This window comes from Roseateles koreensis (assembly GCF_028595305.1).
Taxonomy (GTDB): domain Bacteria; phylum Pseudomonadota; class Gammaproteobacteria; order Burkholderiales; family Burkholderiaceae_C; genus Paucibacter_A; species Paucibacter_A koreensis.
The window spans coordinates 1-13,184 of sequence record NZ_JAQQXS010000012.1; the positions used below are offsets into that span (position 1 = coordinate 1).

The 13,184-nt window shown below is 61.1% G+C and carries 11 protein-coding genes and 1 tRNA gene; 4 read left to right on the forward strand and 8 right to left on the reverse strand.

The features are described 5' to 3' along the window. Positions 1–733: 733 nt before the first annotated feature. Positions 734–1,381 carry an NUDIX hydrolase gene (locus PRZ01_RS13650; protein ID WP_273597352.1) on the reverse strand — a complete coding sequence of 216 codons (648 nt, stop codon included), beginning with the start codon at positions 1,379–1,381 and terminating at the stop codon, positions 734–736. A 240-nt stretch (positions 1,382–1,621) separates the two neighbouring features. Between PRZ01_RS13650 and PRZ01_RS13655 the strand changes: the two genes are divergently transcribed. Both PRZ01_RS13655 and PRZ01_RS13660 read left to right on the forward strand, forming a co-directional pair. Further along, positions 1,622–2,560, forward strand: coding sequence for a metallophosphoesterase (locus PRZ01_RS13655; RefSeq protein ID WP_273597353.1), 939 nt, complete (start codon positions 1,622–1,624; stop codon positions 2,558–2,560). Then, positions 2,557–3,675 (forward strand): hypothetical protein, encoded by a 1,119-nt coding sequence (locus PRZ01_RS13660; RefSeq protein WP_273597354.1) that lies wholly within the window; start codon positions 2,557–2,559, stop codon positions 3,673–3,675. The genes PRZ01_RS13655 and PRZ01_RS13660 overlap by 4 nt, the downstream gene beginning before the upstream one ends. 99 nt (positions 3,676–3,774) lie before the next feature. Here PRZ01_RS13660 and PRZ01_RS13665 read toward each other — a convergent pair whose 3' ends face one another. The 4 genes from PRZ01_RS13665 to PRZ01_RS13680 all read right to left on the reverse strand — a co-directional run bounded on the left by PRZ01_RS13665 (position 3,775) and on the right by PRZ01_RS13680 (position 7,411). Next, the gene (locus PRZ01_RS13665) at positions 3,775–4,185 is read right to left on the reverse strand and encodes a hypothetical protein (protein ID WP_273597355.1); all 411 of its coding nucleotides are present in this window, start codon (positions 4,183–4,185) and stop codon (positions 3,775–3,777) included. 326 nt (positions 4,186–4,511) lie between these two features. Next, positions 4,512–6,329, reverse strand: a complete 1,818-nt coding sequence (locus PRZ01_RS13670) for a site-specific integrase (protein WP_273597356.1) — start codon at positions 6,327–6,329, stop codon at positions 4,512–4,514. 65 nt (positions 6,330–6,394) lie between these two features. Further along, positions 6,395–6,484: transfer RNA gene (locus PRZ01_RS13675), tRNA-Ser, on the reverse strand. 99 nt (positions 6,485–6,583) lie between these two features. Next, positions 6,584–7,411, reverse strand: a complete 828-nt coding sequence (locus PRZ01_RS13680; protein ID WP_273597357.1) for a symmetrical bis(5'-nucleosyl)-tetraphosphatase — start codon at positions 7,409–7,411, stop codon at positions 6,584–6,586. Between the two features lie 119 nt (positions 7,412–7,530). Between PRZ01_RS13680 and PRZ01_RS13685 the strand changes: the two genes are divergently transcribed. After that, on the forward strand, positions 7,531–8,835 hold the full coding sequence (locus tag PRZ01_RS13685; RefSeq protein WP_273597358.1) for a hemolysin family protein: 1,305 nt from the start codon (positions 7,531–7,533) through the stop codon (positions 8,833–8,835). After that, complete coding sequence (locus PRZ01_RS13690) at positions 8,832–9,578, forward strand: SapC family protein (RefSeq protein WP_273597359.1); 747 nt, start codon at positions 8,832–8,834, stop codon at positions 9,576–9,578. Before PRZ01_RS13685 ends, PRZ01_RS13690 begins: the two co-directional genes overlap by 4 nt. Positions 9,579–9,658: 80 nt before the next feature. On the opposite strand, the gene PRZ01_RS13695 is transcribed toward PRZ01_RS13690, so the two are convergent. The 3 genes from PRZ01_RS13695 to PRZ01_RS13705 form a co-directional block, all read right to left on the reverse strand. Continuing rightward, positions 9,659–11,122, reverse strand: a complete 1,464-nt coding sequence (locus PRZ01_RS13695) for a polysaccharide deacetylase family protein (protein ID WP_273597360.1) — start codon at positions 11,120–11,122, stop codon at positions 9,659–9,661. Positions 11,123–11,230: 108 nt separating this feature from the next. Continuing rightward, positions 11,231–12,559: a cytochrome-c peroxidase gene (locus tag PRZ01_RS13700; RefSeq protein WP_273597361.1), complete on the reverse strand. Its 1,329-nt coding sequence runs from the start codon at positions 12,557–12,559 to the stop codon at positions 11,231–11,233. Then, the gene (locus tag PRZ01_RS13705) at positions 12,556–13,182 is read right to left on the reverse strand and encodes a PEP-CTERM sorting domain-containing protein (protein ID WP_273597362.1); all 627 of its coding nucleotides are present in this window, start codon (positions 13,180–13,182) and stop codon (positions 12,556–12,558) included. Before PRZ01_RS13705 ends, PRZ01_RS13700 begins: the two co-directional genes overlap by 4 nt. Between the last annotated feature and the right edge of the window lie 2 nt (positions 13,183–13,184).

A 13,184-nucleotide genomic window follows, 5' to 3' on the forward strand; every position in this document is an offset into this window, starting at 1 on the left:
CTCAACGGCGCCATGGCCCACCAGAATGTCCGTCGCATTCAACTCGCTCCCTAACGGCGCAGACAGAGACGACCTCGTTCAGCCACACGCTGGGAAAAACGAATTTTGCAGGTCCGACTACGTCACAACACCGAACACAACACCGGATTTCGAGTTTCTGTGCTACATCGCCGGGGTCCTTTTGCTTAAACCCCGCGAGGGCGGGGACGCAAAATTCGGCCTGCACGGCCTCACCCCTCTTGAGCGCGCCGCTCCCTGCACTCCGTGCCGGGGCTACCCGGGGTATTTGCCCCGTCCTTGCCCCATTCGGGGCTCGTTCGGGACGTGTCCACTCGTCTGCGACTCGGGCACTGCAAAACCCCGGGTAGCCCCGGCCCTTGGCCGTGGCGGCGGGGAGCTAAGGCGCTCCCCCACTGGCGGCTGCGAGCGAAGCTCTTGCTCTTGGACACGTTCGTATCCAAGAGGGCCGCTGCTGTCGCAGCGGCTCCCTGGCGGCGCCCCCTCCGGTCTACGGGACCCAGCGAAGCCGGGCCTCGTCGGCTGGACGCCTCCGCCTGCTTTCGCAGCCTATTCTTTCGACTCTTCTTCAGAGCGTAAGCTCACCCACCAAGTAGACAACTGAATTCAGAGAATGCGGCCCAACCCGAAAGTAACCTTCCGCCGATTTGCCAACCCGCCGTCATCTAGCCAGGCAAAAAACCTCGCCACACCTGCTGTTTGAGGCCAAGCGATTTCATGCCTCCATGGCTCGCAAGCGGTGAAGCTGCGCCGGCCTGAATGCCCCGGTTCGCATCGCCCCTGGAACTTCACTGACCACACCGGCATCATCAAGCCTGCGCCGGAAACTCGACTTATCCAATCGTCGGCCGAGCAGCGCTTCACACATGGACTGCAATTCACCCAGAGTGAACTCGGCAGGCAAGTAGCCGGCCGGCAGCTGCAGGTTTTGCACCTCAGCGCGGGTTGAGGCGACAGCTTGGTCGATCAATTGCGCATGGTCAAAGGCTAAAGTCTGGTCGGCCATCGCCTCTTCAACCGGCACCCATTTCAGTGCTTCCACACGCTTGCCCGGCTCGGCCTCGAAGGAGCCCAGAGGAACCAGGGCTCGATAGACCACGCTGAGCGCCCAAGGCGCGCGGGGGTCGCGAATGGCCGAACCTTCTGCGCATTGCTGGCGCAGATAAGGCAGCGACACACCCAAGCGCTCTTGCGCCACCCGCTGTGCGGCAGCCTCCAAGTCCTTGTCGATATCGATGCGCAGCACGCCACCCGGCAAGGCCCAGCTGCCGGCATAGGGCGCTTGCTCACGCTTGATCAGCAATACGTGCAAGGCATCATTCAGCACCGACATCACCGCCAACTCGATACGAACGAAGGGCATGGGATGCAACGGCGGGGACGTCCCAGAGGAGCGCGAACTAACGAGCTGTGGTTGATGATTTGCACGCATAGTTGCACTGTACTACTAACCGGCATATACTTTGTTGCAAGATGCAACGAAGGGCGGGGTAATGCGGTAAGTTTCATCAGAACCGCTTAGTCGCTTGGAACTGCATAGGTGGAGGCGGCCGAGCTCTATTGCCGCAAGACTCGACAAATCAAGTAGCGAAAGGGACGAGATATGTACGACATCATTGGTGACATCCACGGCCATGCCGAGAAGCTCGAAGGTCTGCTGCTGCAAATGGGCTACGTGCCCGATGGATGCGCCTACCTTGCCCCCACCGGCCGCAAGGCGATCTTCCTTGGCGACCTGATTGATCGAGGGCCAGGGCAGATGCGGGTGTTGGAAATCGTGCGGCAGATGGTCGACAGTGGCAACGCTTTGTGCATCATGGGCAACCATGAATTCAACGCGATTGGCTGGGCAACGCCGGACCCGGCCAACGCAGGCCAATACCTGCGCCCCAGGTCGCCAAAGAACCTCGCACAGCATGCAGAATTTTTAAAGCAGGTCGGCCAAGACTCGGCCCTGCATGCGGAGTTGATTGCCTGGTTCAAGACGCTGCCGCCGTTTCTGGACTTGGGTGGCATCCGGGTGACGCACGCCTGGTGGGACCCCGAGCGCATCGCCTACATCGAGTCACGTTTCTGGGACGCCTCGGGGCAAAGCATGTGTGAGGAATTTCTGGTCGACGCCTACAGCAAGCATTCGCTCGCGTACGAGGCGATGGAGGGCGTCTGCAAGGGCTTGGAGCTGAAGCTGCCGGCGGAAGGCTTCTTCATCGATCACGAAGGCCACAAGCGCTACGACGTGCGCTGCCGCTGGTGGCAGAATGACGCGAAGAGCTATCGCGACTACGCCATCCTGGGGCCAAGCCAATCGGACTGCGTGCCAGACAAGGCCTTGCCGACCGGGCATCCACAGCCGGCAATTGAAGGCTCGCCGATTTTTGTGGGCCACTATTGGCTGCAAGGCACGCCAGGCCCCCTCGGTCCGAAGTTCGCTTGTCTGGACTACTCGGCCGCCAAGCGTGGGCCGCTGGTGGCCTATCAGTGGAGTGGCGAGTCGGAGTTGTCGGAAGCGAACTTTGTCGAGTTCGGCGCCGCTGAGTCATGAGCGCCCTGCGCATTCCCAGCGATGCGCGTTGCCAAGAGGGCTCGGTCGCGGTGCTGGTGGGCGGCCGGACCGATAACCTTGGACAAATGGTGGTGGTCACCCGTCCTTATGGTTACGTGTCCCAGCCGAGCGTCGCCCCGGGCCCCGTGTTTTGTTGGCGTGTCGAAACCATGGCCCAGCAGATCCAGTGTGATGCAGGCTCGCGCTGGAACGGCTTTACCCCCGACCAAACTCTGTGCCCCATCGGACACTTGCCGGCGCGCGCGATTCGGGCGCTGGTACGGCGCCATGCCAAGGCCGATTTCAAGGAAGCCCTGGGCGAGTTGGCGCAACTCATGCGCACCGCCGAGGCGGCTGGCTGGCCAGAAGCAGGGGCAGCCTCACTGCCATCGACGGCTAGTCCGATGCGTTTAAGCCAGCGAGGTGAAGCAATGAATAGGGACGAACTCAAATGGTTGCTCGACACGGCGCCGACTCGGCAGGTGTTCGCAGAAGTCGGTTTCACGCCGGACGGGCCGCACAGTGAATGCCTGAGCTGGGTGGCAGAGTGCCAAGGTGTAGCGCTCAAATTTGGCGTTGGCCCCGACATGTTTGGTGACTGGCAGGGCACGGCGTCGGCAGTGGGGAAGCGCAGCGCTGTATGGGGTGAATTGTTTTTCGCGACCGAGATGGTGCGCGGCGACGTGCTACTGCGTTTGGCGTCGGCATGGCGAGAGGCGTTTGGCGAGACGCCGCTGCCGATTGAACTGTCCGGTGCCGCGAAGTTTGCGGAACACAAGCGCATCGGCAAAAAACTCGACCCCGGCCATCCGCGCTTGCTGGTCGATGGTGGTTTCCTGCGCTTCACCTTGACCCGGTTGCGCGCACGGCTTGACCTGTATGCGTCGACACCGGTCTCCTTCGAAGCCTTGCCGGGTCAGCTGTCCATCACCGTCAAGGACGAAACCTTGCATTGCCCCGCGCGCGGCGTCTGGTTTGGCCATGCGACGGTGGATCTTGAGGCTTTGGTGGCCGGCGCGCCCAGACGCTTCAGCGCGAAGCATGTTTCGGTCGAGGCCAGGGCTGGGCGGCTGTGGATTGACCGGGTGGCGGTGCCGGCTGATTGGGCTGAATGACTTGGATAAGTTGAACAAGGCGAAGCAGTCCGCTCCAAAAGTAGCGACCCATCCCCATTCAAAATGGAAGCCCAATTCATTCAGAAAACTCGGATAGATTCAGTTCTTTTCCCTTGCCATTAGCTTGCTAGCTCGTTGCTGTGCCTCGTCTTTCAAGTCGCGTTGCATGGTTGCTGGCATGGCATTGAACATCATCGAAGCGTGTCTTATGCAGTACGTGGCTTGTTCGCGGAGTTGCTCTGAGCCTAGCGCCTCCACACGCCGCCTCCAATCCAGCGTTTCCGCTTGCGTAGCTTGCTCGCGCGCAGCCTCGCGCATCCATACGAGTGCCAGCCTCATTGCATCGGTTGCATTTGATCGGCTCGTCGCGTCGGAGCTATGCGCAGCGGTTGTCGCCAGGAATGTGGTGTGTACGGTGCACGCGAACGTGAGGTCGCGAGCGCTCAGCAGCTTGAACTCACGCGGAAGCTCCTGCGCTGAGACGAACGGAATGGAGGTCGTCAGGAGCATTGCTGTCACTGACCTTCTCAGTAGACCCAAAAGAGATAGAGGCGGCGGAACACGCCACGGTGGAAGCTTCATGTAATCCTGTTCGTCCGGGTGCGCGCCCCTGAGGGCGAAGTCCGAGACCGATTGTGTCGTCTGCTTATGACGCAAACGGTCGCGGGTCGCGCGAGGCCGACGCCAGCATTCGGCTGGTGGCGAAGGCTTGCGGCCACTCGCTGAAGTTGTGTGAGTGCATTTGGCTGAGGGGACCGCGCTGAAGCAAGCCAAGCCTTCTGACAAGGCTCTGCAGCCAAGTGCGAAGTGTAGGAAAACCATGCAGAGACCTCATCCTATTTGGGGTCAGTTTTTGGCTTTCCTTGCAGCCATTCGTCGTACGGCAAGGGTGGGGTGATGCCACTGAAATCTAGCCGGCTAACAAACGGCATCATCGCGGCGGGCTGGTAGCCCCCACCGTACAGAGCTTCACTTCCTTCCGACAGTACAAAGTCTCTGTCTACAGGGCGAGTTTTCTTTCGCCCTGAGTATTGTTGACTCATGCCAGCGGGCCAGAGCCCAGATTTGGACTGAGTTTCGCGGAGGTGGTCCTCCAGTTGATGCCTAAAAGAGTGATTTCCGTAGCCGTTGCCGAAGCACAATTTGTCGCGTACGAAGCGTAAAAACGATTGTTCGTATGCCCTGCCCAGCTTTGGCGCTTTGCTGCCTGGCTCGGGTAGGCTTGATGGAAACAGCAAGGCTTGGTTCCCTGACTCGCTACGGCGGGATTCGATGAATTCGGCGAATCCTAGGTCTGTCAACAGCGGGTGTACTGGCACAGTTCGCTCTGTGTGCTTGTTTTTCAGCCTTCGCAATCGTTCCAACTCGATCTCTTCTGCCGACAGGCCCTTTTCCGCGTTGACTGGCTCTGCTTTGTCTTCGTCGTCTTCTGAGTCAATTTCGACACGAAACGACAGAACCAATAGCCCGGCTCGATCATCGAAATCTGAAACGACCAGCTGTGCAGCCTCACTGACTCGATTTCCATGACAGAGACTGATCAATGGAATCCAGTAGCGTGCACCTAAATCAGTACGCATTTTCCCCCTGAACAATTGGCTTTCGTTGGGGTCGTACCATTCCGATGAGAAGAGCGTGTTGAGCTGAGCGGAGGTGAATGGATGGCGTGGCTTCTTCCTCGATGACTCTGTAGCTTTACTCAAAGAGGGGAAAACTTCGAGACTGTCCACGGGGTTCGGAATGGTCATCAGCCCTTTGGTTCGAGCAAGACCGAAAATTTCTCTTAAGGATCGTTTGCCGAAATTTCTCGCTCGCTCTTCGCTCCAGGGCTTCTTTTCAGCATGCATTCGCGCGAGCATGAATTCGAAAATGTGCGCTGATTTGATGGTGTCAAACTGGACATCGCCGACATAGTCGATGAAGAGGCGCCAAGCGTTGAGGGTCGTGTCGATGTGCTTGGTTCTGCCGTTGACTGCTTTGTGCGCCAGATAAGCATCTGTGACGGACGACAGCGTGTTAAAAGCCGCAGCGGGCGGCGATGGGGTCGAACAGTCGTCGCCCTTGTTCCGCAGGCGCATGCCTTCGCTGGCTTTGCGCTCCACCTGTGCAAAACGGCGCATCAAGGTTGGCATGAACGTGTCCGTCGGGCTCAGTTCAAAGCCAATGTCCCTTGCCCAGGTTAAAACCCTGTCGACCAGGTCGGGCCAATGTGCCGAAGCGGGGCCCTGCGCTAGCGCGGCGCGCATGGATGTGTCAGTGTGGCGGCAGAATTCTTCGAGGTTCTGCAGCTCTTCTTCCGTCAGTCCTGTTTCGCGGTCTTCCTCGTCCGACTTCATCCACGCGTAGAGCCTTGCGCTACAGATTCCATCGATGATGGTCTCTGTGAGGACAGTTGGCTTAGCTTCTGAAGGGGCGCTGAGTTCAGCAAGCATGGACCACTCGCTCAGCTTCGCTCCGATCAGTTTGAATCCGACTTCTTCCGCCTTTTTCAGATTTGAATGGCCGGTGGTGATTCGGAACGGGCGGACGCCCACAACATGTTGGACATGTTTGGGGGGCACAAGACGGACGTACCAGCAACTTGAGTTTGCTGGCTTGTAAAAATGTTTCGGCACGGTGAGTTTTTGATCCGGGTTGTCATACGTTTTTGACATACCTCTCTCCTACGAAGCCCCCTTGAACAGGGGAGTGTAGGCGAATCAACGACTTACCATGCATTTGGCGGAAGCTGTGAGATTCGAACTCACGGAGGGGATAAACCCTCGCCGGTTTTCAAGACCGGTGCCTTAAACCGCTCGGCCAAGCTTCCTTTGGGTATCTTCGTTGTCACGGCGGGCTGGTTTTGCCTTGCGTGAGACGAGCATTGTAGCCTTGAAATGACGGGGCTTTGGGCCTGGGCGTGCAGGGGTCAGCGGCCAGGCTTTTGCGCTTGGTCGCAGGTCACCTGAATGAGTTCCAGCGTTTTGCCGGCTTCAACGCGGGCCGCGCTCAGGTGGCCGCCCCAGACGCAGCCAGTGTCGAGGGCCAGGAGGTTGGGGCGTGAGATCAGGCCCAGGGTGGACCAGTGGCCGAAGGCGATGGGCGTACCCGCGGTGCGGCGGCCGGGCGTTGCAAACCAAGGGTAGAAGCCCTCGGGTGCGGCGTCGGCCCCGTCTTTGGTCTTGAAGTCGAGGCGGCCGTCGGCGTTGCAGAACCTGAGCCGGGTGAGGGTGTTGATGACGAAGCGCAGGCGGTCGTTGCCCTGCAGCGAATCGGACCAACGCGAGGGCTCGTTGCCGTACATGTGCTGCAGAAAGTCATTCAGATCGGGGCCGCGTAGCAGGGCCTCCACCTCACCGCTGAGGCTCAGCGTTTGGGCGAGATCCCATTGGGGCACCACGCCCGCATGCACCATCAGCCAGCCTTGCTCAAATACCGCCATGCGTTGCTGGCAAAGCCAGTGCAGCAGGGCCTCGCGGTCCGGGGCGGCCAAAATGTCTTGCACGGTGTCGCTGCGGTGCGCGGGCCGTATTTCCTGGGCCACGGCCAGCAGGTGCAGGTCGTGGTTGCCCAGCAGGCAGGTGGCGGCATCGCCCAGCGCCATCAAACGCCGCAAGGTCGCCAGGGAGGCCGGACCGCGGTTGACCAGGTCGCCCAGCAGGTAGAGCCGGTCCCGCGAGGGAGAAAAGTCGATTTTGGCCAGCAAACGCTCAAATGCGTTGCAGCAGCCCTGGAGGTCGCCGATCAAATAGTTCATTGCGGGATTGTGCTGTCAGAACTTTCATTGTGTTCTGATACCCTACGCGGCTCTTGCATCAATCAGCCTGCGCAAGCTGTAGGGCGGCTCGCGTCGCACTTTGCCCAGCGGCGCTTTTCATGGATACCGCGCTTCTTCTTTTCTTGTTGCTCCTCAACGCATTTTTTGCGGCTTCGGAGATGGCTTTGTCGGCCAGTCGCAAAGCGCGTTTGCAGGTGTTGGTTGAAGCGTCGGAGTCTGGCGCCCAGGCGGCCATGAATTTGCATGACGATCCGACCAAATTTTTGTCCACGGTGCAGATCGGCATCACCTCGATCGGCGTGCTCAACGGCATCGTGGGCGACGCAGCATTCTCGAAGCCGCTCTCTAACTGGTTGACCGCCACATTCGGCTGGCACGACCGGGTGGTGGACATCACCGCCACGGCGATGGTGGTGATCATCATCACCGTGCTGACTATCATTTTTGGTGAATTGGTGCCCAAGCGCCTGGGGCAGATTTACCCTGAAACGGTGGCGCGCAAAGTGGCGCCGGTGATGGAATTTTTGTCGGTGGCGGCACGCCCGCTGGTGAAGTTTTTGACCTTTTGTACGGAGACCACCCTGGGCTTGATCGGGCAGGGCGGCCACACGCCGCGCAGCGTGACGGAAGAAGAAATCGCCGCCAGCCTGGATGAAGGGCGCGAGGCCGGCGTGATCGAGGCGCATGAGCACCAGATGGTGCGCAACGTGTTTCGCCTGGACGAGCGCGAGATCGGCTCGATGATGATTCCCCGCGCTGAAATTGCCTGGCTCGATGAGCGTGACGACCCGCAGCAGGTGCTGGCCGTGCTCAAGGCCCACGGCTACAGCCGCTACCCGGTGTGCCGGGGCAGTTTGGCCGAAGTGCAGGGCGTTGTCTCCGCGCAGATGCTGCTTCAGCGTGCGCTCAGTGGCCAGCCCATGGCCTTGACGGAAGATCTTGAGGCGCCCGTGTTTGTGCCCGAAACCTTGTCGGGCATGGAGTTGCTGGAGCAATTCCGGGTGTCTGAAGTGCCGTTGGTTTTTGTGGTGGATGAATATGGTGAAGTGCAAGGAGTGATCTCCGTGCGCGACGTGCTGGAAGCCATTGCGGGCGAATTCAACGCGCCCAGTGATGGGGATGCCTGGGCGGTGCAACGCGAGGATGGGAGCTGGCTTTTGGATGGCTTGATCCCGGTGCCCGAGTTGAAAGATCGGCTGGGCCTGAAAGAACTGCCCGAAGAGGATCGTGGGCGCTACAACACCCTGGCCGGCATGATCATGCTGCTGCTGGGGCGCTTGCCGCGCACGGCCGATGTGGTGGAGTGGAACGCCTGGAAATTCGAGGTGGTGGACCTCGATGGCAAGCGTGTGGACAAAGTGCTGGTCAGTCGACTGGCTGTTGATGGAGTAGATAAGTCATGAGTACGCCCCCCCTTTACGGTAATTTGGTGCCCCTGGACCGCGAGGCCCACAAGCACCTGCGCCTGAAGACGGAACTGTCGACCGTGGAACGTGCGGCGGGCCTGAATTCGTTGTTCCTGGCCGTGGTGGAGTTTGCCGAAGCCTGCAAGGAATTCCCGATCGTGTTCGTTCGCGTCGGTGAAGTGCCGACGGACGGCAGCAAGCAATCGGTAGCGCCCCTGGCTGTGCTCGGCCTGAAAGCGGGCAGCAATCTGTTCGTCAAGGATGGCCAGTGGACCGGCAATTACATGCCCGCTTATCTGCGCCGTTATCCCTTCGCGATGGCGCGTGTGGGCGACGATCCCAACACGGTGGCCGTTTGCTATGACAGCGAATGGGCCGGCTTCTCGGTGACCGAAGGGCAGTCGCTGTTCGCCGCGGACGGCCAGCCCACCGAGTTCCTGGTGAACGCTCGCAACTTCCTCGAAAACTTCGAGCAAGAGTCCGAGCGTACTCGCAACGCCTGCCACGTGCTGATGGAGTTGGACCTGCTGCAAGACATGCGTTTTGAAGCCACCCTGGGCAACGGCGAAAAGCTGGATGTCGAAGGCTTCCTGGCTGTGGACGAGAAGAAGCTGGCTGCGCTGCCGGATGAAAAAGTGGTTGAACTGCATCGCAACGGCCTGCTGGCGCTGATCGAAATTCATCGCCTCTCGATGACCAACATGACTCGCCTGGCCACGCTGGAAATCAACAAGGCCTAACAATACGGAGTATGGGCTGAGCGCTCCGCGTTTTCGGCCTTTCGCACCGTCGCGCCCCCTTGATTGGGGGCGCGCTTGTTTCAGCGCTTCACTTTTTCTGGTTGGGCCGGTGACGACGCGGGTGCGGGTGCTTGGGCTGGGGCCAGGAATGAGGGCAAAGCGGCCGCTTCGGCCGGCGCAACTGGCAGTGGTGTGTTAGCGACCAGATGGCTGCCGTCCCAGTGCGCGAAGCGGAAACCGCGTTGCAGCAACTGCTCGATCACCTGCGGCAAGGCTTCAACGGTACGGGCATGGATATCGTGCATCAACACGATGCCGCGGCCATTTTTTTCGGCCTCGCTGACGATGCGGTGCGCGATAGAGCTGGGCAGGGGGTCGGCCCAATCTTCCGAGTCGATGTTCCAGATGACTGAGCGCAGGCCGTGCTGCTCGATTTCAGCCAACACCCGGTCATCACGCGCGCCAAAGGGCGGGCGGAAGGTGCCCGTGCGCGCAGGCCCCGTGGGCACATGGTGGTCGAGCAGTTTTTGGGTGTCTGCGATTTCTTGATCAACCTGAGGCGTGCTCAGCCGCGGCAGTTGCGGATGGGTGTAGGAGTGATTGCCGATGGCGTGGCCCTCGGCCACGATGCGCCGCTCAAGTGCCTCGTTACGTGTCGCGCTCACATGGCCGTCTTGTAGTTCGCCGAGATTGCGGCCCACCTGAAAGAAGATGGCTTTCAGGCCGTAGTGCTGCAGGATGTCGAGCACGGCGGGCGTGTGCACCGGGTGCGGGCCGTCGTCAAAGGTCAGCAGCAGGGTGCGCTCAGGCAATTCTTCGCCGTTCCACTCCAGCGCACGGGCCTTGAGGGCGCGTTGTTGTTCCGCCAGTTCAGGTACACCGGGCACGCCAGGGCCGGTAGCTTGGGTGGGCGCGCTGGCTGAGGCCTCGCCGCCGGGTTGCACCGTGTCTGCCAACTCACTCAAGATTTGCGTGCTGCTTTGCTGTTGCGCCAGGTGCTTGACGTAGTCCGTCCAACGCGGGCTGTAAGGGCGGGCTTTCAGGGGCACGGGATTGAAGGCGTCGAGAAAATCGGCGCCCAAGACGTGGCGCAGGGCGCTGAGGCGCTCCAACCTGGCGTCAGCGTCCTGATGCTCTTCGGCGCCCAGGCGGGGCAGGGCGGCTTCCAGGGGCCCGCGGAAGACGAGCCGGTCTTCATCGCTGAACTCCGGCTTGTCCATGGCCTCGGCCCAGCGCTTGAACTGGCGGGGCAGTGTGTCAGGGTTCTGGCCCAGTTCGGCCAGCAGGCTTTGGCCCAATTGGAGGTTGGTGAAATACAGGTACTGACCCGCGCGACGCGCCTCGCCGCGGTTGGCCGGCGTGGCGTCGTCACGCAAGACCCAAATCTTGCGCTGGTTGCCGACCATGGCGTCGACCTTGGCGGCGATGTCTGCCCACGCCGTAAGGTGGGGGCAGCAAATCAGCAGCAGCGCAGCGCCATGGCACAGGCGCTTTGCCGGGGAAAAACGGGAAGCGTTGAACAAGCGGGGCATCGGGAGCAGCATGAACGGCAGTGTGTGCGAGGCGCTGATGTTAACGGCGCCCGCATGTTGACCTTTGGCTGACTTTTGGCGGGCTTTTGCGCACATTTGCGGACGCAATGCGCCCCGCCTTCAGGGCTTGATCGCGCGCCGGCCGGGCTTGGGCGGCACGTAGCCATCTGACAAGGTGCCCAGAAAGGCGACGATGTCATCAATCTCCCGGCCTGTCAGGCGCGACTGCCCATTGGCCAAGGGCTTGAATGGAATGCCGGTGTACACATTGCCTTGGTAGGGCTGGGGCAGGTCGTTGAAAGCCTCGGCCTTGCCGCCGGCGCCGCGCGGATACCACTGCTGCGGTGCGGTGTCGCGGGTGGCATAAAACGCCACGGCCTCGCGCAAGGTGTGCACCGCGCCGTTGTGGAAGAAGTTGTGGCGCAGCGCCACATTGCGCAGGGTGGGGGTGCGAAACATGCCGCAGTATTCGGTGCGTTCCTTGAGGTCCACACGCAGCGGGCCGCACAGGCCGAGGTCGAAAAAGTCGGGCTTGCGGTTGGCGGGCAAAGCGACGTTGCGCGGCACGCCCAGGGCGTTGTAGCCCATGTCAGTGAACAGCGGAAACCGCACGCCCGCATTCTTGTGCGTGCTGGGGTGGCAGCTGGCGCAGTTGCCCTTCTTCATGTCGTTGAACACGGCCATGCCGCGCTGCTCCTGCGGGCTCAGCTGAACCTGGTCACGCAGATAGGCGTCAAACTTGCTGCTGAAGGGATGAAAGTCCGAAGGCGATTGCTCAAAGGTTTCCAGCGCCACGGTCATCCAGGCTACGGTGGCTTCCACATCGTCAAGTACGTTCTCGCCGTCGGGGCTGAGTGCCCTGGCAAAGTCGGCCGCATAGGGGCTCTTGCGCAGGCGGGCGGCGATGTCCTCATGGCTGGCATTGGCCATTTCATTGCCGTCCATCAAGGGCATCAGCGCCTGGTCATGGCCGCTGTCCACGCGCCCGTCCCAGGTGCGTCCGCCGGTGGGGCCTTGGTCGTCCTTGCCACCGGTGGGTTCGATCTCGAAGAAGTGCTCGGTGAACGCCATCGGAGAATGCAGATAGCGCAGCGAGGGCGTGTTGCGAAAGCCGAATCGGTCCATCTGCGGCCCGCCTGCTTGCACAGGCGCGCGGTTCGGCGGCCCGTAGGCTGAGGCCGGATCGTGGCAGCTCGCGCAAGACTGCCGGCCCGAGGCCGACAGGCTGGCGTCCGAGAAAATGCGCCGCCCGAGATCGGTCAATTGCGCTACGGTGGGCCGGTCGCCATAGACCCGCGGAAAGTGCGTGTCAGTGCCCGTTGGCTCCATCAGGTCGGAGCAGGCCTGAATCACACGCGAGGGCACGAAGGCCAACAGGGCCAGCGTGCCCGCCGCAGCGGCTGCACGAAATACGGCGGTCTTTCGAAAATAACTAACTTTCAATCTCAACGGCGCTTGACTCGGTTTGCACCTGCAAACAAGGCCATCAGGCCGATGCTCAACAAGGCGAGCGAGCCGGGCTCGGGCACGGCCGACACGGCGTCCACCTGCAGGCCGATGGACATCGGCACGGCGGTTGACTGATAGCCGCTGCCGCCGTTGAACGCAGTGGCAGCCACCGGCGTGGGCGCACCCGTGTCCAGCACGGGGCCAACGCTGTTGGTGCCCAGGGTGTCGCTGGCGCCCACTTCAAGGGCCACCCAGTAGCTGCCTGCCGTGACGTTCCAGCCCGAGAGGCCGGACACGCCGTTCCAGCCGTCAGCGCTGAAGGTGGCGGTGGCGGCATACAGCTGCTGGTCAGGCAGCTGGCTGGCGCTGTTGCTGAACAAGGCAATGGTGAAGGTCTCGCCGGCGGCACCGTTCAGCACGTGGGCGGCGATTGATTGCACCTGCGAGGCACTGGCGAAGTTCACCAGACCGGCGTAGCTGTCATTGCTGTCGAAGGTGTAGCCACCCACGGCCGCGCCGTTGGGCGTGCCGGTGTCCAGCAGCAGCGGCGAGGCACCTGCCGCGCCCACCGTCAGGGTGATCGCAGCTGCAACGAACAGCGAAGGCGTGTTGAATTTTTTCATAT

Coding starts and splice junctions, on each gene's coding strand:
- PRZ01_RS13650 (WP_273597352.1), bottom strand. CDS start 1,381: ATGCCCTTCGTTCGTATCGAGTTGGCGGTGATGTCGGTGCTGAATGAT.
- PRZ01_RS13655 (WP_273597353.1), top strand. CDS start 1,622: ATGTACGACATCATTGGTGACATCCACGGCCATGCCGAGAAGCTCGAA.
- PRZ01_RS13660 (WP_273597354.1), top strand. CDS start 2,557: ATGAGCGCCCTGCGCATTCCCAGCGATGCGCGTTGCCAAGAGGGCTCG.
- PRZ01_RS13665 (WP_273597355.1), bottom strand. CDS start 4,185: ATGCTCCTGACGACCTCCATTCCGTTCGTCTCAGCGCAGGAGCTTCCG.
- PRZ01_RS13670 (WP_273597356.1), bottom strand. CDS start 6,329: ATGTCAAAAACGTATGACAACCCGGATCAAAAACTCACCGTGCCGAAA.
- PRZ01_RS13680 (WP_273597357.1), bottom strand. CDS start 7,411: ATGAACTATTTGATCGGCGACCTCCAGGGCTGCTGCAACGCATTTGAG.
- PRZ01_RS13685 (WP_273597358.1), top strand. CDS start 7,531: ATGGATACCGCGCTTCTTCTTTTCTTGTTGCTCCTCAACGCATTTTTT.
- PRZ01_RS13690 (WP_273597359.1), top strand. CDS start 8,832: ATGAGTACGCCCCCCCTTTACGGTAATTTGGTGCCCCTGGACCGCGAG.
- PRZ01_RS13695 (WP_273597360.1), bottom strand. CDS start 11,122: ATGCTGCTCCCGATGCCCCGCTTGTTCAACGCTTCCCGTTTTTCCCCG.
- PRZ01_RS13705 (WP_273597362.1), bottom strand. CDS start 13,182: ATGAAAAAATTCAACACGCCTTCGCTGTTCGTTGCAGCTGCGATCACC.